We start from the raw sequence: 20,020 nt of genomic DNA on the forward strand, positions 1-20,020 counted from the left end.
CCTCAAACCGCCTGCCCATTCTCATCGCGCAGCACTTCGCGCCGTCCCACATGGTTGGGCGCGCCGACCAGCCCCTCTTCCTCCATTCGCTCAATCAGCCGCGCGGCGCTGTTGTAGCCGACGCGGAGCTGGCGTTGCAGCCAGCTTGTCGAAGCCTTCTGATTTTCGAACACCAATTGGCACGCCTTGCGGTATAGTTGCGCGTCGGGGCTGTCGTCGCCGAGGTCCACGCCGTCCAGCGCGAAGCTGCCGTCCTCCGGCTCCTCGGTCACGGCCTGGATATAGTCGGGCGTGCCCTGCGCGCGCCAATGGTCGGCGATGGCGCGCACCTCATCATCGCTGACGAACGGGCCGTGGACGCGGGTGAGGCCCTTGCCGCCCGCCATGTAGAGCATGTCGCCCTTGCCCAGCAATTGTTCCGCGCCCTGTTCGCCCAGGATGGTGCGGCTGTCGATCTTGCTGGTGACGAAGAAGCTGATGCGGGTGGGCAGGTTCGCCTTGATGACGCCGGTGATGACGTCGACCGAGGGGCGCTGCGTCGCAAGGATCAGGTGGATGCCCGCGGCGCGCGCCTTCTGCGCGAGGCGCTGGATCAGGAATTCGACTTCCTTGCCCGCCGTCATCATCAGGTCGGCCAGTTCGTCCACCACCACCACGATCTGCGGCAGCGGCTGGAAATCGAGCTGCTCCTCCTCATAGACCGGCTGGCCGCTCTCCGGGTCATAGCCGGTCTGGACGCGGCGGCCGAGCGGCTTGCCCTTCGCCTTCGCGGCGCGGACCTTCTCATTATAATTGGCGAGGTTGCGCACGGAAATGGACGCCATCATGCGATAGCGGTCCTCCATCTGCTCCACCGCCCATTTGAGCGCGCGGATCGCCTTTTGCGGCTCCGTGACGACCGGCGAGAGGAGGTGGGGGATGTCGTCATAGATGCTGAGCTCCAGCATCTTCGGGTCGATCATGATCAGGCGCAGCTCGTCCGGCGTCATGCGGTAGAGCAGCGAGAGGATCATGCAGTTGAGGCCGACCGACTTGCCCGATCCGGTGGTGCCCGCGATCAGAAGATGGGGCATGGGGGCAAGATCGGCGATGATCGGTTCGCCGGAGATATTCTTGCCCAGCACGATGGGCAGCGTGCCCTCCGCCGCGAACTGCTCGCTGGTGATGAGTTCGCGCAGGACGACGGAATCGCGCTTGGCGTTGGGCAGTTCTATGCCGATGACGGTGCGGCCGGGGATGGTCGCGACGCGGGCGGAGAGGGCCGACATGTTGCGGGCGATGTCGTCGGCCAGCGCGATGACGCGGCTGGCCTTGATGCCCGGCGCCGGCTCCAGCTCATACATGGTGACGACGGGGCCGGGGCGCACCTCTATGATGTTGCCCTTCACATGGAAGTCGTCGAGCACGCTTTCCAGCAGGCGGGCGTTGCGCTCCAGGCCCGCGCGGTCGATCTTCTGCCCCTGCGACGGCGGCGGGGCGGAGAGCAGGTCGGCGGACGGCAGCGAGCTGTTGCCGAACAGGTCATCCTGAGACACAGGCGCGATGGCGCGCTGGGCCGGGGCGGGCTTGGGCGACTGGATGGTGATGGGCGGCTTCGGCTCGGCGGAGACGGGGCGGCGGGGCGCGGCCTCCTGTTCCTCGATCACTTCCTCGCCCGCCTCGGTGACCTTCAGGCGGGGCATGGAGAAGCGCGGCAAAGTGGGGCGGAACAGCGCGAACAGCGGCTTTTCCAGGGCAAGGCTGCGATACCAGACGGCAAGGCCGGTGATGACCGCCGCCATGACGAGCAGGCCGATGATCCAGGGCTGACCGGCCGGAGGCGCAGCGGCAGACAGGCTGAATATCCCCTTCGACACGACCAGGCCGATAATGCCGCCCCAACCCGCAGGCAGACCGACCAGCGGCTCGCGCTGGAACAGGGCAAGGCCGATGCCGAGCAGGACGATGCCGGTCAGGCATTTGGCGAACTGCCCCTTCCACCCCGCCATATCCTCATCGCCCCACAGGCGATGGGCGCTGAGGAAGATCAACGGGATAAGCAGCGCGGCGGGGACGCCGAACAGCCAGAGCAGGAAATCGGCGGTGTAGGCGCCGGGCGTCTGCATGATATTCTTGGTCGTCGCGGCGGCGACCGTGTTCATCGACGGGTCGCTCGGCGCGTAGCTGAGCAGCGCCAGCGTCAGGAACACGGCGAAGGCGAACAGCGCCAGCGACCCGATCAGCGCGCCGCTGCGGATGATGCTGCGTTTGAGCATATCACGCCAGTCCGGCGTGCGTTTCGTGGCGCGGCTGGCCGCCATAATCGCCTTCGTCCCCCAAATGTTCCGTTTTAGGACAATGCGCCAAGCGGGGAGTCCCCGTCAAGAGTCCGCGGGAATCAGTGTGATGGGGGGGCAGTGTTTGGGTGGAGGGATGGTGGGGGAGCGGACTAGGGGCCTTTTTTATCCGTTCGGGCTGAGCCTGTCGAAGCCTTACACTTTCTTGAAGAGAGAACGGCCCTCTTTGTCATCCCGGCGAAAGCCGGGACCCATCTTTCCCTCACACTAACCATTTGCCAAAGGCGCGTTGGGTCCCGGTTTTCGCCGGGATGACGGATAAAGGTGGAACTGAGCTTCCGCTAACGATTGTTGTAAACTGGCTGCTCTCCAAGCGACAATCACACCGAAAAACTCGACCCACAGCCGCAGCCGGCCGTCGCGTTGGGGTTCGTCACCTTGAAGGCCGATCCGCCCATATCCTCGACGAAATCGACCGCCGATCCGCGCACAAGGTCCAGGCTCATGGCATCCACCACCAGGGTCACCCCGTCGCGCTCCACGGCCAGATCGTCCTCCTCCACGCCTTCGCTGAGGCCGAAGCGGTACTGGAAACCGGAGCAGCCGCCGCCCTCCACCGCCAGGCGCAGGATTGCGGGCTTGCCGGTTTTCGTGGCGATGAAGGCGACACGCGCCGCAGCCGATGAAGTCAGGTCGATATCGCTCATGGCCCTAAGATAGGGATCAGCAAAAGGCCCGGCAAGCGGTTACGCTTCCGGGCCTTTTGATGGGCCGGTCCAGAGACCGGCTGATAAGTCGGATCAGTCCGCGTCGTTTTCCTGCTTCGGCGTCGGACCACCCATTGCGACCGGGGGCTTGGTGTTCATGGCGATCAGATATTCGGAACCGGCCATGAACGGCACGGGGTTGATCGCAGCGCCATCGACGCGCACTTCATAATGCAGGTGGCTGCCAGTGGAGCGGCCGGTCGAGCCCATCAGGCCGATGATCTGGCCGCGACGGACGCGGGTGTTGGGTTCGACGATCAGCTTCGACATGTGGCCATAGCGGGTCTGCATGCCGTTGCCGTGCGAGATTTCGACGAGATTGCCATAGCCGCTGGCCCAGCCGGAGCGGCTGACGATGCCATCGGCGGTCGCGTAGATCGGGGTGCCGACAGCGCCGGGAATGTCGATGCCCTTATGCATGCGGGCGTGGCCGTTGAACGGGTCAGAGCGGACGCCGAAGCTGCTGGTCAGGCCGATCATCTTGTCGACCGGGCGGCCCGACGGGATGTAAACAGCGGACTGCATCCCGCCATCCATCTGCTTCAGGCTGGAGAAAATGGACTGGAAGCCAGCGTCGCCCTTGCCCAGGGCGCCAGCGTCGGCCTCGTTAATGTCGGCATAGGGGCCGTCTTCATCATCGGCCGCGGCGCGGGCGGGAGCCGCTGCGCACAGCGCGCCAAAGGCGGCGACGGCGAGGAAGGTTTTGGCGGATTGGAACAAATGATTGCGACGATTGTTCTTTTTATGGTTTTGCGACATGCGAACCCCGACTCTTACCGCGTTGGCCGACCCAGCCAGCGTGGCACTTGACCCTATTTATAAGCAGCTTGTGCTGCCCCCGTAGGTCACAGAGTGCAAATTAACCGTGATGACGCAAGCGCAGCATAGAATTCCCGCGTTAAACCGGCTTGGCTACGCGCTGAGTCGTTGAACGGAGGTTTGAGGCTGCCGCGAAAATGGCGGTTTACAAGGATTTGGTAATATTCCGGGGCATCGAATCCAGCACGGTTCGCCGCCGAGACGAACCATCTTGTCCCCGCCGCGACGTGGCGAATCTCGTCTTTCATGATCCGGCCGAGCATGCGGGCCGAATTTAAGTCGCCCGCCTTTGAAAAGCGCTCGACGGTCGCTGGCGTAATATCCAGAGCGCGCGCCTCCAGCACCATCGGCACGATCGCCAGCCGCGCCATCACATCATGCGCTGTCTCCTCCGCCGCTTCCCACAGGCCGTCATGGGCGGGCAGATCGCCATAGGCCGACCCCAGCGCGCGGAGCCTGCGGGAGAGGAGGGCGAAGTGCATGGCCTCCTCCGCGCCCACCTGCATCCAGTCGTCCGCAAAGGCCGGGCCGAAACCCGCGCCGAAGCGCCCAGCGCAATCATAAGCGAGGTCGATCGCGACAAATTCGATATGCGCCAGCGCATGCAGCATCGCGATGCGCGACCGTTCCGACCCCACCTTGCCGCGTTTGGGCATGCGGTTGGGCGGCAGCAGGTCCGGCCGCGTCGGGCGCGCGGGGCGGTCCGGCATGGCGACGTCGAACCGGTGATCCAGCCGTCCCAGCCGCCAGTCGCGCGTGGCGGCGCGCGCCGCCATGACCTTCGCATGGGGATCGGCGGTCAGCAGGACATTGCGGCAGGCATGGGCCAGGCTGGTCATCTCAAGAATGCGGAGGCCGTCAAAGCGCCTTGACCGCCGCCAGCACATCCTCGGCATGGCCCTTGACCTTCACCTTGGGCCAGACCTTAAGCACCGTGCCGTCCGCGCCGATCAGGAAGGTCGATCGTTCAATCCCCATATAGCTGCGGCCATACATGCTCTTTTCGACCCAGGTGCCGAATGCCTCGCAAAAGCCGCCCTTCTCATCGGAGGCGAGTTGAACCTTCAGGCCATATTTGTCGGTGAATTTCCTGAGCTTTGCGGGCTTGTCCTTCGACACGCCGATCACCGGCGCGCCCGCCGCCGCGAAGTCATCCGCCAGGGCGGTGAACGCCTGCGCCTCGCTCGTGCAACCGGGCGTGTCCGCCTTGGGATAGAAATAGACGACCAGCGGCTTGCCAGCGAATTGGGCGAGCGTGAAAGGTGCACCGTCCATATCCTCCAGCGATGCGCCGGGCGCCTTGTCCCCTTCCTTGATCATGCTTCGTCTCCATAGGCCGTGGCGATGTCGCCCCAGCGCGCCGCGATGCTTTGCCGTGCGGCGTCATAGCTTGCAAGCAGCGCCTGCCAGTCCTCCTCGCCACACGCCCGCGCGACCAGCGCCTGCGACGCCGCGGGCGGCTCCGTCGATTTGGGCGACACGAGGCGCGATACGATCAGGAAACGGGTGATCAGGTCATGCGCGGGCAGCAGGTCGGCGGGGAGATGCCCGGCATCGGCCAGCAATTGCAGCGCTTTGCCCAGTTGCGGGACAAAGCCCATATCGTGGCGGAACTGGGTGACATGCGTCAGGAACTCCAGATCGACCAGGCCGCCCTCGGCCAGCTTTGCGTCCAGCGGGCCGGCGGGCGGTTTGTGTTTGGCGATGTCGCCGCGCATCTTCACCGCCTCGCGGGTCAGGCGGTCGATGTCGCGCGGCATATGCAGAACATCGGCGATGATGCCCTCCAGCTTGCGGCGTGCTTCCTCCGGGCCGAAAACGGGGCGGGCGCGGGTGAGCGCCAGATGCTCCCACGCCCATGCTTCCTCTTTCTGATAGCGGGCGAAGCTGTCGAAGCTGACGGCGAGCAGGCCCTGCGCGCCCGATGGCCGCAGGCGGGTGTCCACTTCATAAAGCGGCCCGGATGCCGTGGGGACGGACAGCGCATTGCCGATCCGTTGCGCCAGCCGGTTGAAATATTGGGTCGCGCCCAAGGATTTCCGCCCGTCCGATTCCGCGGCGAAGTCTCCGGTGAACAGATAGATGAGATCAAGGTCGGAGGCGTGGGTCAGCGCCCCGCCGCCCAGACGGCCGAGGGCCAGTATCACAAGCTCTCCACCGGGAACCTTGCCGTGCGCCTCCTCAAATTCGGTGATGGTGGCGCTGGCGAGCGCCTCGATCGCTGCCTCCGCGACGCGGGAATAGCCGGCGGCTACCTCCAGCGGATCGGCGGTCCCGCGCACGATCTGCGCGCCGAGCGCGAACCGCTTGTCCCCGACCCGCTGCCGCACGCGATCCAGCAAGACCTGATAATCCTCCCCGCTGTCGAGCGCGGCGAATTGCCGGGCGAGGACATCGACCTGCGGCACGGGATCGAAGGCGGTGGCGTCGATCAGCCCGTCCAGCAGCTCGGCGCGCGCGCCCAGCGCATCGGCCAGCGCCGGGGCATGGCTCAGGATTTCGGCAAGCGTCTGGGTCAGCGCCGGGCGGGCGGCGAGCAGTTTGAAGAAATTGATCGCGCTGGGCAGGCGGCCGATCAGGTCGTCGAGCCGGTTGAGCGCAGTGGCGCTGTCGGGGGCCTTGGCCAGCGCCGCCATCAGGCCGGGCAGCACCTCCTCCAGCGCCTCGCGCGCGGGCGCGCTGCGCAGCGCGCGGACCGATCCGTCGCGCCAGCGCGTGATGCGCGCGACGGGCGGGTCGGCCTCCGCAAAGCCCATGGCGGATAGCGCCGCCCTCAGCCCCTCGCCGTCGTGCGGCAGCCGGTCCTCCCCATCCTCGCGGGTCAGTCGGTCATAATTCGCGCCCACCCATTCGACATGCGGGCGGAGAAGATCGAGCAGCGCCGCGCCATCAGGCAGGCCTTGAAGGCGCGCCACATTGTCTATGCTTCCGGGATTGGCGGGCAGTTCATGGGTCTGGAGGTCATCGACCATCTGCAGCCGGTGCTCGACCGTGCGCAGCATGACATAGGCGTCGTCCAGATGATGCGCGACATCGGCCTCGATAATGCCCGCGTCCGACAGGGCAGCCAGCGCCTCGCGCGTTGCCCCGGCGCGCAGATGGGGATTGCGGCCGCCATGGATGAGCTGGTGGACCTGCGCGAAAAATTCCACCTCCCTTATGCCGCCGCGTCCGCGTTTCAGATCATATCCCGGACCGAACGCCTGGCCCTGGGCATAATGGTCGCGGATGCGCCGGGAAATATCGAGGATGGCGTCGATCGCCCCGAAATCCAGCGACCGCCGCCAGATGAAGGGGCGTATCTGCTGCAGGAAATATTCGCCCAGCGGCCGGTCGCCGGCGGCGGCGCGGGCGCGGATGAAGGCCGCCTGCTCCCAGCCGAGCGCCATCGTCTCATAATAGCTGATCGCCGCCTCCACCGGCAGCGCGATCGGCGTGACCTCCGGCGAGGGGCGCAGGCGCAGGTCGACGCGAAAGACATAACCGTCGCCGTCGCGGGTGGTCAGCAATTCGGTCATCCGCCGGGCGAGACGGACGGCCGCCTCCGCCGGTTCCTCCCGCTCCCGCACCGGCAGCGTCCTGGGATCGTAGATCAGGATGGGGTCGATATCGGAGCTGTAGTTCAGTTCCCGGCTGCCATGCTTGCCCAGCGCGATCACGGCGAAACCGCGCGGCTCCTCGCCCGGATAGCGTTCGGCGAAGGCGGCGGCGAGGGCCGTGTCCAGCGCTTCGTCGGCAAAGTCGGACAGGCGGCGCGTGACCAGATCCAGATCCCATGCGCCGGCCAGATCGGCAATGGCCGTGACAAGCGCTACGGCGCCGCGCTGCAGCCGCAGGGCCTGCCCGGCATTTGCGCCCGCCTGTCCCGCCGCGCGCGCCAGCGCCCACGCGCTTTCCCCATCGGCGGATCGCAACGCCTGCGTGACCGGTTCATGCAGGGCCATCAGGCGGGCAAGGAAGGAGGAGCCGTTTTCCGCTCTCTCCAGTGCGTTCCGCCACTCGCAGGACATCAGGCCTCCACTCCGCCATTTATGGGACATTTTGGCGGCAATAGTTGCCAAAAAACCAGAAACTTTTGCCGCATGGCTTCGTTCAGTAGGTTATGGCCCACCCAAACGGAACAGCGCAGGGAAAGGAAGCAGGCATGGAACCCGCTCGCTATGTCGCCGTGCAACCGCCGATGGCGCACGAGGGCGTGGGCCGGGCGTTGCGTGCGGCCTATATTGCGAAGGGCGATGATTTGCCTAACGAAATGGCGCGCCTGCTGCAACGGCTGGACAAGCTGTAAATAGAGGGCGGTCCTCCATCAAGGCGGACCGCTCAATTGCCTCGGCTCAGCTTGTCCACATCATCCATGATTTCGCTCAGCGCGCCGGCTTCCGATGTTTTCTGCAGGCGGCGGGACGGCAGATCGCCGCCATCCAGTATCTGTTCCAGCGCGGCGCGTCCGCGCGCCACCCGGCTTTTGATGGTGCCCACCGCAACGCCGCAGATTTCCGCGGCTTCTTCATAGGCGAAGCCGCCCGCGCCAACCAGAATCAGCGCTTCGCGCTGGGGCTGGGGCAGTTGCAGCAAGGCGCGCTGCATGTCGCTGAGTTCAATATGCTTGTCCTGCCCGGCGGGCGCTGCGAGCAGGCGGTCGGCGGTCAGGTCGTCCCATTCGCCGCGGAAGCGCGCACGGCGCATCTGCGACAGATAATGGTTGCGCAGGATGATGAAGGTCCATGCCCGCATATTCGTTCCGGCCTGGAAACGCTGGCGCGCGGCCCATGCCTTCAGCAGCGTTTCCTGCACCAGATCGTCGGCCAGGTCGCGATTGCCCGACAGCGACCGGCCAAAGGCGCGCAGGTGCGGAATGACCGCCGCCAGTTCGCGCTTGAAATCGGCGTCCGACAGCGTTTCGCGCGGGGCATCCGCGATGGCGGTTTCATCACTCATGACAGGACCGCGCTAAACATTGCTGCGCATGCTGGCATTGCCGTGCATCCTGGGGAGCGTGGTGTGACTGCCCGGCGATATGACGCTGTATCTGGCATAAATGGAAAGGTCAGCTCCAGTAAGATGCTTGGACGATGCGGGTATATCGTCAGACTGCAAGGACGAAAGCCATCGCGATAATCGCCAGGGCAAGGGATATGACCAACACATAGCGCACTATGTGCGGCGTGCTCCCGGCGCGGACCGCTTCCGTGTCGATATGCTGTTCTTTTTCCTGCAACGGTCGTCTCCCTATCGTTACGCAAGGATAACGCAGGGAGTCGGGCGTGGTTCCGCCTTTTATCGCGATCACGCAGGGGCGGTGGCCTCGTCAAAGAACAGCGCCTGGGAAATGGCGGCCTTCACCGTGGACCGCTGGAACGGCTTGGTGATCAGGAAGGTCGGTTCGGGCCGTTCGCCGGTCAGCAGCCGTTCCGGGAAGGCGGTGATGAAGATCACCGGCACCGAAAATTCGGAGAGAATGTCCTTCACCGCGTCAATGCCGCTGGAATCGTCGGCAAGCTGGATATCGGCCAGAACCAGGCCGGGGCGTTCGGCCCTGGCTTCCCGCACCGCTTCGTCGCGGGTCACGGCGATGGCCGTGACGTCATGGCCCAGGTCGCGCACGATGGTTTCGATGTCCATCGCGATGATCGGCTCATCCTCGATGATCAGGACCTTGGCGCGGGTCTGCTCCTCGATCGCTTTCAGCGCTTCGTTGACCAGGGATTCGATATCGGCCGGACCGACATCCACCAGATAGGCGGCGTCCTCGTCGCTGAACCCCTCCATCGCGGTCAGCAGCAGCGCCTGACGCGACAGCGGCGTGATGCGCGACAGCCTAGCGTTGGCGATCGTCTCCCGCGCGCCAGTGGATGCCGCACCCGGCGAATCCTCCAGGTGCGAGGATGACCATATGGCGTGGAAGGTCCGGTAAAGGCCAAGCCGGGGATCGACATCGCGGGGAAATTCATCGGGCGCGGCGACAATGGCTTCCAGCGTGGCGCGGACATAGGTGTCGCCATGGGCCTGACTACCGGTCAACGCGCGGGCATAGCGCCGGAGGAAGGGGAGGTGCGGGTGCAACTGCTGGCCGAGCGACATAAAGCGGTACTTCTCCCTGACCCGCGCAACGGCGGGCCGAATAATGCTTCCCAACGGCATTGGATTGCCGCCGGGTTTTGAACCGGATGCAGGATGAAGGGTGAACACCCCTCTTGGCAAGCCCAACCCGCGACCCCGATGTTCGCCCCTTTCCCTAGCCGTCAGCAAGACAAGGAAAATTCGAACGACAATGGAACCATCGAGGAAGAAAATTGTTTCACGGTCGTTCGGTTTTTTTAACTGAGCGTGGAATGATGCACGTGACGACGGATTGACGTCTTGGTGCGTTACGGCAATTAGACCGTGTACGAATGTAGCGGGACGGCAAGAGGGGCAAATTTTGGTTTCTGATATGCGGCCGGACAATATCGTCGAGGAGGGCGCGCCCGGCGGCCGGGACGGAAACGCTGCATCCGGCGCTGCGCCGGCCCAATCCGCGCGTCCGAAAAACCCCCCCAAAAGCGCCAAGACCGCTCCGAAAACCCCTTCTCCCAAAACCGAAGCTTCCAATAGCGATAGCGCCGTCGGCAATGTCCTGCGGTCTGTATATCAAAAGGCAGTGGACGAGGCGATTCCAGCCGAGATGCTCGATCTTCTGAGCAAACTCGACTGACGGGCGGGACATAGGCGTAATGCCTCAAGCGGACACGCCCCTGCGAGGCTCCAGCTTCGATTTTTTCCGATCCACCGGTTTCAAGATGTTTGTGCTGCTGACGCTGGCCCTGCTGCCGCTGGGCGTCGTGGCGCTGGTCGCGTCGCTGCAGTCGATCCGGGCGGCGGATGTGGAGAAGAAGGCGCTGCTGCGGATCGCGGCCACGCAGAGCGCGCGGAAGCTGGGCGCCGAACTTATGTCGGACCAGACCGCGCTCAAGCTGGCGATCAACACCTTCGCCGTCGGCAGGGGCGATCCGGACATGTGCCACAGGGCGGATTCCTTCCTGCGGTCCCGCGCGTCGTCCGACACCCGCTTTGCCGTATATATGCGCGACGGCAGGCGGATATGCGGCTCCTATGACGGATGGCGGGACGGCATCCCCCCGGAGCGCCGGTTCGATCCGGCGGCGGCGGAGCTGATCCCGCATCGCGGCCTGCTGATGATCCGCACGCTCAGCAACGACAAGCGCCTCGTCGCTCTGACCTTCTATGACCGGGCCTATCTGGATCAGGTGACCGATCCGGCGTCCTCCCTGCAAAACCGCCATACCTTGCTGCAGCAGGGAAAGAAGCGGATGGACATTGGCGGCGTGCTGGCCGTGCAGGGGCGTTCCGTTGACAGCGTGTCTGCGCCGCTGCCGCCCACCGACATCACCCTCACCATGGTCGTGCGCGACCCGCCGGTTACGCTGGCGCGCGCGCTTTCGCTATTCCTGCCACTGGTCATGTGGTTCGCGGCGGCGGCGATCGGCTGGTTTGTGGTGAACCGGCTGCTTATCCGGCCGCTGGTCACGCTGCGGCGTGCTGTGGCCGCCTATCGCCCCGGCGAGGTGATGGAGCCGCTGAAGCGGATGCGAACTCCCGCGCTGGAGATTGCCGACCTTGGTAACACCTTCCGCGAAATCAGCGAGGATGTCGCCACCCATGAGGCGGAGATGGCCGACAGCCTGGAACGCCAGCGCCGCCTGACCCGCGAAGTCCATCATCGGGTCAAGAACAACCTGCAGATCATCGCCAGCCTTATCAACCTCCATTCGCGCTCTGCCGAGGCACCGGAAGCGGTCGACGCCTATGCCTCCATCCAGCGCCGGGTCGATGCGCTGTCAGTGGTGCACCGCAACCATTATGCGGAGCTGGAGGAGAATAAGGGCGTTGGCGTCCGCGCGCTGGTGAGCGAACTGTGCGCCAGCCTGCGCGCGACCGCTCCGTCCGGGGCGGGGAACGCCTCCCTGCTGGTGGACAGCGATCAGCTTTATGTCACGCAGGACGTCGCCGTTCCCGTCGCCTTCCTGATTACCGAGCTGGTCGAACTGGCGATGCTGACCGATCCCGGATCGACCGTGCGGATATCGGTGCATTCGGCGGAGGAGGCGGGGCATGCGACGCTGCTCATCGCATCGGCGGCATACCGCGCCTCTCCCCGCATGCATGCCTATCTGGAGGCGCGCTTCGGCCGTATTCTGACCGGCCTGTCGCGGCAGCTTCGCGCGCCGCTGCTCTATGACGAGAATGACGGAAGCTACGCCATCGACATCATGGTCAACGGCTGAACCCATCAGCCTTTGCGATAATAATCCGCCCGGAACTGGTTCGCGAAGGCGGTGAGCGTACCGGCAGCGATGGCGTCGCGCAGCCGCTGCATCAACTGCTGGTAGAAATGGATATTATGTTCCGTCATCAGCATCGCGCCCAATATTTCCCCCGCCTTGACGAGGTGATGGAGATAGGCCCGGCTCCATGTCGTGCAGGCTGGGCAGCCGCAGGCCGCATCGATGGGCGCCGGGTCCTCGGCAAATTTCGCGTTGCGGATGTTGATCGGGCCGTTCCAGGTGAAGGCCTGACCGTTGCGGCCTGAACGGGTGGGCAGCACGCAGTCGAACATGTCGATGCCGCGTTCGACCGCGCCGACAATATCGTCGGGCTTGCCCACGCCCATCAGATAGCGGGGCTTGTCCGCTGGAAGCTGGCCGGGCGCGAAGTCAAGCGTGGCAAACATCGCCTCCTGCCCCTCGCCGACCGCGAGGCCGCCGACCGCATAGCCGTCAAAGCCGATGTCGATAAGCTGCTGCGCTGACTGCCGCCGCAATTCCTCGTCCAGCGATCCCTGCTGGATGCCGAACAGCGCCGACCGGGCGGCATGGGCATGCCCGGCGTCAAAGCCGTCGCGCGACCGCTTCGCCCAGCGCATCGACCGCTCCATCGATGTTGCCGCCTCGTCGCGCGTGGCGCCGTTCTTCGTGCATTCGTCGAACGCCATCACAATGTCGGAGCCGAGCAGGCGCTGGATCTCCATCGACCGTTCCGGCGTCAGCATATGGCGCGACCCGTCGATATGGCTGGCGAAGGCGACGCCCTCCTCGCTCATCTTGGTGAGGGCGGACAGGCTCATCACCTGGTAGCCGCCGCTGTCGGTCAGTATGGGCCGGTCCCAGCCCATGAAGCCATGCAGCCCGCCCAGCCGGTCGATCCGCTCCGCGCCGGGCCGCAGCATCAGATGATAGGTGTTGCCCAGGATGATGTCCGCGCCCGCCGCGCGAACCTCCGCCGGGCGCATCGCCTTGACAGTGGCGGCGGTGCCGACCGGCATGAAGGCGGGCGTGCGGATGTCGCCGCGCTTCATGGCGATGACGCCGGTGCGCGCCTTGCCGTCGGTGGCGGCGATGGTGAAGGAAAAACGGGGACGTTCAGTCATGGCGCGGCCCTTACTGGCTTTCGCCCGCCATGCCTAGCCGGGGCTGGTCAGCGCGGGGGCGCGCCGTTGCCGCCCGGCCGCGCGCCGGGCCTGCCGCCCGGTTCGGACTGGGGCCTGCCGATGTTGATGAGTTCGGAACGGTCCAGCACGCCGTCGCTATTTTTATCGAAGCCCGCGAAGATCATCGCGAAGCGGGCGGTAAATTCTTCCCGGCTTATCCGGTTGTCGCCGTCCGTATCGAAATCGAGCAGGCCGGGCAGGGCGCCGCTGCTGCCGAGCCATCGCGCGCCCCAGAGATCCAGATCGATAGGGGAGATTTCGCCCTTGCCCTTGGCTGCGTCATCGAAGGACCGCTTCACCCCCGCATCAAATTCCGCCCGCGTCACGCGCAGGTCGTCATCGCTGTCGAGCGCCGCGATCATCAGCGCGACGGGAGAGGTGGTGATTGTCGGGCGGGTCGGCGGCGGCGCGGGAGCGGGTTTTTTGGCGAGACCGGCCGAAGCCAGATTGAGCATCAGGAGCAGGATGATCGGATAACGCATGTTCAGCTAATTCCCCGGACGCAAAGGCGAGGCTCTGCATAGCCGGGCAGCGCCGCAATGTCTGAAAAATTGATGGGCCTTATGCGCGGCGGCGGCGTGCGGCGGGGCGCGCGGGCGCCAGGGCGTCCGGCATGCCGGTCCCGGCGGCCAGCACTTCCGACATGCGGTCGCGCGGCTGTGGCGGGCAGAGCAGGAAGCCCTGGCCGCTGTTGAACCCGGCCTCCCGCGCATGGCGGAGCTGATCCTCGGTCTCGATCCCCTCGGCGACCGTCTCCATATCCAGCGTCTTGGCGATATGGCTGACGGCCTGGATGATCGCCTGATCCTCGCGGCTGTTGCCGATGGCCGCCATGAAGCTCTGGTCGACCTTGATCGTGTCGAAGCTGTAGGAGCGAAGATAGCTGAGCGAGGAATAGCCGGTGCCGAAATCGTCGAGGACGAGCTTCAGGCCGATAAGCTGGAGTTCCCGGAGCATCTGGCTGGTGTGCCGGTTATCCTCCAGGAACAGCGATTCCGTGACTTCCAGTTCCAGCCGTCGCGCGGGCAGGCCGGTCTCCAGCAGCGTGGCGATGACGGTGCGGGGCAGCTCGCCGGAGGTCAGCGATGCAGGCGAGATATTGACCGCGACGCGCACATCGCTCGGCCACTCGGCGGCGGCTGTGCAGGCTTCGCGCAGCGCCCATATGCTGAGCTGTTCGATGATGCCGATGCGTTCTGCCGCCGGGATGAATTCGGAAGGCGGCACCCGGCCCAGGCGCGGATGCTCCCAGCGCATCAGCGCCTCGCAGGTCACGATATTGCCGGTCGCCAGATCGAAGATCGGCTGGAAATGCAGCGCCAGTTCGCCTTTCTCGATCGCCTGGCGCAGACCGTTCTCCACCTCATGGATGCGGTTGAACACTTCCTTCATCGACCAGGTGAAGATGACCGCGCGGTTGCGGCCGTCGCGCTTGGCTTCATAGAGGGCGACGTCCGCATGCTGCATCAGCTCGTCCATGTCGCGCCCGTCCTGCGGGCCGATGGCGATGCCGATGGAGGCGGTGATATTCAGATTATGGCCGGATACCTCAAAGCTGTGCTGGAAATGATCCATCACATCGGCGGCGATGGCGCGGGCGGTTTCGCGGCCGGTCTCCGGACAGATCAGGACGAACTCGTCGCCGCCGAAGCGCGCGACATGACCGCGCCCGTCCAGCGCCTCGGCCAGTTTTTCCGACACGGCGCAAAGCAACTGGTCGCCGACCATATGCCCCAGCGTGTCGTTGATCTCCTTGAACCGGTCGAGGTCCATCCACAGGATCGCGACGGCATCCTGCGGTTTCCGGTTGCGTTCGAAGATGTCGCGCAGCCGCATCTGCATCGCCATCCGGTTCTCGACGCCGGTCAGGCTGTCATAACGCGCAAGCCGTTCATATTTGACCGCCAGTTGCGCCTTGTCCCGCTGTCCGCGCAGTGACTCGACGATCAGGCGCTGCGTGGTGGCGCTGATCTCCGCAACGCCGAACATCATCACCGCAAACACGATGGCGAGCAGGCGATAGCCCGTCTCTCCGGTCAGCCACAGGCCGGCGGCGGTGGGGGCGAGGACCAGCACCGACTGGCCGATCGTGGTCGATACGCGGCCCGCATTGCGGCCGGAGATGCCGCCCGCATAGCTTGTCGCCAGCGCAATGGAGAGCAAATGGAGGACAGTATCCGGCGAACGCAGGAGGGTCGTGCAGGCGAGAAGTCCGGCAAGCACGGCGCAGGACCATGACCCAGCCTCATGCATCTGCTCCCATTTCCGGGAACTCTCGGTCTCGTCGGTGCCCAGCCGCCTGTGGAACAATGTGGCGGCCATCAGCCGGGTGCAGGCGACCAGCGCGGCAAGCGACGCCAGAATGGCGATCGGCATGTCCGCCGCGAGCAGGGCGATGCCGATGCACAGACCGGCGGCCGCAAGCGTGCTGGCGGACATGAGCAGGGCGGCCGGGCGATAGGTATCGACGGGATTCCAGCCGGCGCCGCGATCCGGCTGCCCCTGTCCCGCCAATCTTTTCCAGAAATCTTTCAAAAAGTCCCGCAACCGGGCTGCCTCCGCCGTTTGACCGGTCATGCCCCAGCGCGTCTTTTCATCTGGTTAATAGATCGTCGCTTTCCGGCGTCCGGCGCGACCAATTCGACCCAATTCGGTTCTATGCCGAAAAATCAGTAAGCTGATGAGATAGCGAGAGAATAGCCGTCAGAGGGCCATTTCCCAAATTTCCCCCTGAATGGGTTCGCCGAAATGATCGTGATATTCCACGCTGACGATCGAAAAACCCGCCCGCTGATAGATGCGGCGCGCGCCCTCCAATATGGTGTGCGTCCATAGCCGCATCCTGGAATAGCCCTTCTCCCGCGCGAAGGCGATGCACTGGTCGACCAGCGCGCCGCCAATGCCCATGCCGCGCGCGTCAGGCTCTACATGCAGCAGGCGCAGTTGCGCCACGCCGTCGCCAGCGTCCACAATCATCACCGCGCCCAGCATCCGGCCATGCCGGTCCGCCACCCAGCATTGCTCCCGCCCCGGCTTGAACGCGCTGAGGAAGGCGGTGGTGACTTCGCTCTGCAGCACCTCCATCGGCCGCCCCCAGCCATAATCGCGGTCGTAAAGGACGGTCTGCCGCGATGCGACCAGCGCCAGATCGCCCGGTTCCGCCGTGCGGATATGCCAGGGGTCGTCGACCGGATCGCCGAGCAATTGGCGCGCGGTCGCGAGCGCGTCCGCCAGGCGCTTTCGCGCGGCGTCGTCCAGGCCCGCGATGCGCGCTTCGGTGTGCGCCCGCGTCCGCACGTCCAGCGCGTCGAAAGCGGCTTGGCCTTCCTCCGTCAGCCGGATCGGGCGGCGGCGGGCATCGGCGCCCCGCCCGCGCACGATCCAACCCTGTTTTTCGAAACCGCGCAATATCCGGCTGGCGTAGCCGGAATCAATGTCGAGCCGGCTCTGCAACTCCATCGCCAGCACGCCGCCATCGTCCGCCGTGCCGCCCTGGGCGATTTCGTACAGCATGCGGGCCGCCGTCAGGCCCATGCCGCTTTCCATATAACTGGGCTGCAGAGCGCCGGAAAAACGGGTGTGAAAGCGATTAAATGCGCGGAGGAATGCAACGGTGTCGGCCATGCCACACCGGCTAGGGCAAATTAGTTGATTTTGTCAACTATTTGCGATCAGCCTTCCGTGGCGTTGTCCGCCGGGGCTTCCCCGGCTGGGGGCGAAGCCGTGAAAACGCGCAGGCTGTCGAGCGTCCTCTGGCCGATGGCGAGATATTGTTCGCTCAACATTTCGGGGAATACGAAGGTTGCGGTGATCAGCGATCCGTCAGGCTTGCGGATCAGGCGGACGGCGACGCTGTTGCCTTCCCCGTCATTGGCGGTGCCGCGATATTCGTTGGTCCCGATGAAGTCGCCGTCGACGGCTTCCGATCCCTGCGTCATGCCCTCGACGACTTGCTGCAGATCCTTGTCGCCGGCATTCTGCGACCAGAATATGCGGATGTCGGCGCCAGCGCCCGGATCTTCGGAGACAACGCCATTCTCGTTGCTGGCGGCGGCGTCGCGGACCCAGCCTTCGGGCAAGGTGATCGAGAAGCCGCGCGCATTGTTCACATAATTGCGGTTGTCCTCCGCCTCCGTCTCGTCCCGGCTGACATTCTGCGCCGCTTCGGCCGCGGCGGCGTTGGCCGCCTCCGCCAGATCTTCCGACGAGGGCAGGTCGCCCACGGGTTCCTGGCGGCCGCAGGCGGCGATCATCAGGGAGAAGGAAAGCGCCAGCGGCAGGGCCAGGCGGATGGAAGGAGAGCGGGTCATGCGATGATGCAAAGCATAGGCGGCACCAGATTTCAACCACGCCCGCCGCGCGCCAAAGCCGGTGCGTATCAAAGGCTGTAGCCGCCGTCGCTGACCAGCGCCGCGCCGGTTATCATCGCGGCGTCGGCCGACAGCAGGAAAGCGATCTGCGCCGCCGCCTCATCCGCCGTGCCGAACCGGCCGAGCGGCGTGCCCCCGCCCAGCGCCGCATAGGCGGCGGTCTCGCTGCCCGTCTGTTGCACAAGATCGGCGAAGAAAGGCGTCTTGCCCCAGATCGGCGTTTCGACGCCGCCGGGCGCGATGGCGTTCACGCGGATGCGATGCGGCGCACCCTCCTTCGCGGCGACGCGCATCAATTGCAGCATGGCGGCCTTCGATGCGCCATAGGCCGCCGTTCCCGGCTCCGCCTTGATCCCCGATACCGATGCGGTGAGGACGATCGCGCCGCCCTTGCCCGCCGCGGTCATCGACGCCATCAACGCCTGCAGCGTCAGGAATGCGCCGTCCAGATTGACCGCCATTACCCTGCGCCAGCGGTCGAACGGCATGTCGGCTATCGCGCCATTGTCGGCGATCCCGGCGTTGACGACGCCAAGGGTGACGCCCTGCAGCGCCGCGCCGGTCCCTTCCCAATATGCAGGGTCGCCTGCATCCCCGCACAGCATTTCGAGGGCGAGGCCCGGCCGGTCGAGCGCGGCGCAGGCGGCGTTCAGCCCGGCGGCGTCAATGTCCGCCAGCACCAGGCGCGACACGCCCTCTCCGGCCAGCCGGTGCGCGCAGGCAAGGCCGATGCCCGATGCTGCGCCAGTGATAAGCGCGGACTGGTTGGCAAAGCGTGTCATCGCGCGGGCATAGCGCCCGGCGGGTGTCGAGGCCAGCCGCCTGATGCGGGCAAGAAATGGCATCCGGGCGATAGCGTCTTGGCTGCCTGTCCAGCCATGCTATGGCCGCCCGGCATTTGCCGAATCAAAAACCTGACCCGCCCGGACCGGCATCCGGGCCACTCTTTTCAAGGATAGCGATTGTGACCCGCACGCTGATTTCCTCCGGCTCGCCTTTCGAGGCGCAGGTCGGATATTCCCGCGCCGTCGTTCAGGGCGACTGGTGCTTCGTCGCCGGAACCACCGGCTATGACCCGGAAACGAAGGCGATGCCCGACAGCGTCGCGGATCAGGCGGCCAATGCGCTGAAGGTGATCGGCAAGGCGCTGGAGCAGGCGGGCTTTTCCTTCGAGGATGTGGTGCGCGCGACCTATTATATCACTGACCCGGCCTATTGGGATCAGATCGGCCCGGTGCTGGGCGGCACGTTCGGCGGCATCCGTCCTGCGGCGACCTGCCTTGTGTCCGGCCTCATCAAACCCGAAATGAAGATAGAGATAGAAGTGACCGCGCTGCGGAAGGATTGACCATGCCCATCACCATGGCATCAAGAATTGTGCGCAATCTGTTTCGCACGTAGACACAAAAGCCGCTCCGTCGCTCGGGCGTTTCTGAGACATGGCCTACCAAGGCCGGTCACACTATAGTGAGTGGCAGAAAACAGCCTTGCGACTGCCCGCCCAAAGGCAACCACAGGTGCCTATGACCCCGTTTCCAACATATGATCCAGCGACGGACACAATCGAACTGAACGGCTGCGCGAGCATAATGCTGACGCTGCTCATAAAGGCGAAGTTTGGAGAGCGCCTTGACCCTGAGATGCTCTTTCATGAACGCTTGGCCGAACTGATACGTGAACTTTGTCGATCACTGGAAGGTGGGCATTGGTCATCAGGTTCGGCCTTCAATCGGCAGGACTTATGGCAGATTGCCAAGGGCGTATTCGATAACAGCGTCCAAAATGGGTGGTGGTCGATGAGCATGGCGCAGCGGACGCAGTATCTTCAAGATGCCGCAGCACCTTGGGTTCTGTCACTCGATGAAATTGAAAACATTGTCGATGACATCGACATGCTCCTCTTTCGCTCCCGTCAGATCACGGATGTTGCTGGCTCGGCTGGTGAGATTGGCGGGCGGGAGGTTTGACGCGCCGATTTGATCGCAGACTGTTCTGGGCTACGAGGGCGCTATGGGCTTAAGGTGGAGCGGCGAGTGAGCATTACGGTTTTCGGAATTAAAAACTGCGAGCAATACCGTAATGGTTGTAGATAAATCGCTCCTTAAGTGGGCTTGATTTATGGATATTCAGCAGCTTTCGGAATCTCTGGAAACCGAGAAAATCAATCCTCGGGCCTATAGCTTTGACGGGCGACCAGAGACTTACGTCATCCAGCTTCGTAGATCGGCTTTGGCCGGCGAACCAGATCGTTGGGTGACTTACTACAGCGAGCGAGGTTTGGAGACTGGGCGTCGCGATTTT

At 64.6% G+C, this 20,020-nt stretch carries 20 protein-coding genes; 5 read left to right on the forward strand and 15 right to left on the reverse strand.

Going from position 1 to position 20,020, the window contains the following annotated elements:
- Positions 1–2: 2 nt before the first annotated feature.
- The 6 genes from KFK14_RS03715 to KFK14_RS03740 all read right to left on the reverse strand — a co-directional run bounded on the left by KFK14_RS03715 (position 3) and on the right by KFK14_RS03740 (position 7,872).
- Positions 3–2,300, reverse strand: a complete 2,298-nt coding sequence (locus tag KFK14_RS03715; RefSeq protein WP_212609921.1) for a DNA translocase FtsK — start codon at positions 2,298–2,300, stop codon at positions 3–5.
- A 356-nt stretch (positions 2,301–2,656) separates the two neighbouring features.
- Positions 2,657–2,983, reverse strand: coding sequence for an iron-sulfur cluster insertion protein ErpA (erpA, locus tag KFK14_RS03720; protein WP_070158214.1), 327 nt, complete (start codon positions 2,981–2,983; stop codon positions 2,657–2,659).
- Positions 2,984–3,076: 93 nt separating this feature from the next.
- Positions 3,077–3,802 carry a M23 family metallopeptidase gene (locus KFK14_RS03725; protein ID WP_070158215.1) on the reverse strand — a complete coding sequence of 242 codons (726 nt, stop codon included), beginning with the start codon at positions 3,800–3,802 and terminating at the stop codon, positions 3,077–3,079.
- Positions 3,803–3,888: 86 nt separating this feature from the next.
- Complete coding sequence (locus KFK14_RS03730) at positions 3,889–4,701, reverse strand: ferritin-like domain-containing protein (RefSeq protein WP_212609922.1); 813 nt, start codon at positions 4,699–4,701, stop codon at positions 3,889–3,891.
- 19 nt (positions 4,702–4,720) lie between these two features.
- Entirely contained in the window at positions 4,721–5,182 is a 462-nt protein-coding gene (gene bcp, locus KFK14_RS03735; protein ID WP_212609923.1) for a thioredoxin-dependent thiol peroxidase, read from the reverse strand.
- Positions 5,179–7,872 carry a bifunctional [glutamine synthetase] adenylyltransferase/[glutamine synthetase]-adenylyl-L-tyrosine phosphorylase gene (locus tag KFK14_RS03740; RefSeq protein ID WP_212609924.1) on the reverse strand — a complete coding sequence of 898 codons (2,694 nt, stop codon included), beginning with the start codon at positions 7,870–7,872 and terminating at the stop codon, positions 5,179–5,181. Before KFK14_RS03740 ends, bcp begins: the two co-directional genes overlap by 4 nt.
- A gap of 134 nt (positions 7,873–8,006) precedes the next feature.
- On the opposite strand from KFK14_RS03740, the gene KFK14_RS03745 reads away from it, so the two are divergent.
- Entirely contained in the window at positions 8,007–8,150 is a 144-nt protein-coding gene (locus KFK14_RS03745) for a hypothetical protein (RefSeq protein WP_212609925.1), read from the forward strand.
- A 32-nt stretch (positions 8,151–8,182) separates the two neighbouring features.
- Here KFK14_RS03745 and KFK14_RS03750 read toward each other — a convergent pair whose 3' ends face one another.
- The 3 genes from KFK14_RS03750 to KFK14_RS03755 form a co-directional block, all read right to left on the reverse strand.
- Complete coding sequence (locus KFK14_RS03750; RefSeq protein ID WP_070157576.1) at positions 8,183–8,800, reverse strand: sigma-70 family RNA polymerase sigma factor; 618 nt, start codon at positions 8,798–8,800, stop codon at positions 8,183–8,185.
- Between the two features lie 148 nt (positions 8,801–8,948).
- Positions 8,949–9,080 carry a hypothetical protein gene (locus KFK14_RS24185; protein WP_281417175.1) on the reverse strand — a complete coding sequence of 44 codons (132 nt, stop codon included), beginning with the start codon at positions 9,078–9,080 and terminating at the stop codon, positions 8,949–8,951.
- 68 nt (positions 9,081–9,148) lie between these two features.
- The gene (locus KFK14_RS03755) at positions 9,149–9,943 is read right to left on the reverse strand and encodes a response regulator (RefSeq protein ID WP_212609926.1); all 795 of its coding nucleotides are present in this window, start codon (positions 9,941–9,943) and stop codon (positions 9,149–9,151) included.
- A gap of 340 nt (positions 9,944–10,283) precedes the next feature.
- Here KFK14_RS03755 and KFK14_RS03760 point away from each other — a divergent pair, with 340 nt between their 5' ends.
- Together KFK14_RS03760 and KFK14_RS03765 are read left to right on the forward strand one after the other, a co-directional pair.
- Entirely contained in the window at positions 10,284–10,556 is a 273-nt protein-coding gene (locus KFK14_RS03760) for a NepR family anti-sigma factor (RefSeq protein WP_246524853.1), read from the forward strand.
- 19 nt (positions 10,557–10,575) lie between these two features.
- Positions 10,576–12,147, forward strand: a complete 1,572-nt coding sequence (locus KFK14_RS03765) for a sensor histidine kinase (RefSeq protein ID WP_246524855.1) — start codon at positions 10,576–10,578, stop codon at positions 12,145–12,147.
- 5 nt (positions 12,148–12,152) lie between these two features.
- On the opposite strand, the gene tgt is transcribed toward KFK14_RS03765, so the two are convergent.
- The 6 genes from tgt to KFK14_RS03795 form a co-directional block, all read right to left on the reverse strand.
- Entirely contained in the window at positions 12,153–13,289 is a 1,137-nt protein-coding gene (gene tgt / locus KFK14_RS03770; RefSeq protein WP_212609927.1) for a tRNA guanosine(34) transglycosylase Tgt, read from the reverse strand.
- Positions 13,290–13,336: 47 nt separating this feature from the next.
- A complete protein-coding gene (locus tag KFK14_RS03775; RefSeq protein WP_246524857.1) occupies positions 13,337–13,831 on the reverse strand; it encodes an EF-hand domain-containing protein in 495 nt (164 codons plus the stop codon).
- A 79-nt stretch (positions 13,832–13,910) separates the two neighbouring features.
- Positions 13,911–15,926 (reverse strand): putative bifunctional diguanylate cyclase/phosphodiesterase, encoded by a 2,016-nt coding sequence (locus tag KFK14_RS03780; RefSeq protein WP_083277056.1) that lies wholly within the window; start codon positions 15,924–15,926, stop codon positions 13,911–13,913.
- Positions 15,927–16,052: 126 nt separating this feature from the next.
- Positions 16,053–16,973, reverse strand: coding sequence for a bifunctional helix-turn-helix transcriptional regulator/GNAT family N-acetyltransferase (locus KFK14_RS03785; protein ID WP_212609928.1), 921 nt, complete (start codon positions 16,971–16,973; stop codon positions 16,053–16,055).
- Positions 16,974–17,020: 47 nt separating this feature from the next.
- Complete coding sequence (locus KFK14_RS03790) at positions 17,021–17,659, reverse strand: hypothetical protein (protein ID WP_212609929.1); 639 nt, start codon at positions 17,657–17,659, stop codon at positions 17,021–17,023.
- A gap of 68 nt (positions 17,660–17,727) precedes the next feature.
- A complete protein-coding gene (locus KFK14_RS03795) occupies positions 17,728–18,564 on the reverse strand; it encodes an SDR family NAD(P)-dependent oxidoreductase (RefSeq protein ID WP_343227786.1) in 837 nt (278 codons plus the stop codon).
- A gap of 119 nt (positions 18,565–18,683) precedes the next feature.
- On the opposite strand from KFK14_RS03795, the gene KFK14_RS03800 reads away from it, so the two are divergent.
- Together KFK14_RS03800 and KFK14_RS03805 are read left to right on the forward strand one after the other, a co-directional pair.
- Positions 18,684–19,067, forward strand: coding sequence for a RidA family protein (locus KFK14_RS03800; RefSeq protein WP_070157570.1), 384 nt, complete (start codon positions 18,684–18,686; stop codon positions 19,065–19,067).
- Positions 19,068–19,308: 241 nt separating this feature from the next.
- Positions 19,309–19,686: a hypothetical protein gene (locus KFK14_RS03805; RefSeq protein WP_212609930.1), complete on the forward strand. Its 378-nt coding sequence runs from the start codon at positions 19,309–19,311 to the stop codon at positions 19,684–19,686.
- Positions 19,687–20,020 lie beyond the last annotated feature (334 nt).

Origin of the sequence: Sphingobium phenoxybenzoativorans (assembly GCF_018286635.1) — a bacterium.
Lineage (GTDB): Bacteria > Pseudomonadota > Alphaproteobacteria > Sphingomonadales > Sphingomonadaceae > Sphingobium > Sphingobium phenoxybenzoativorans.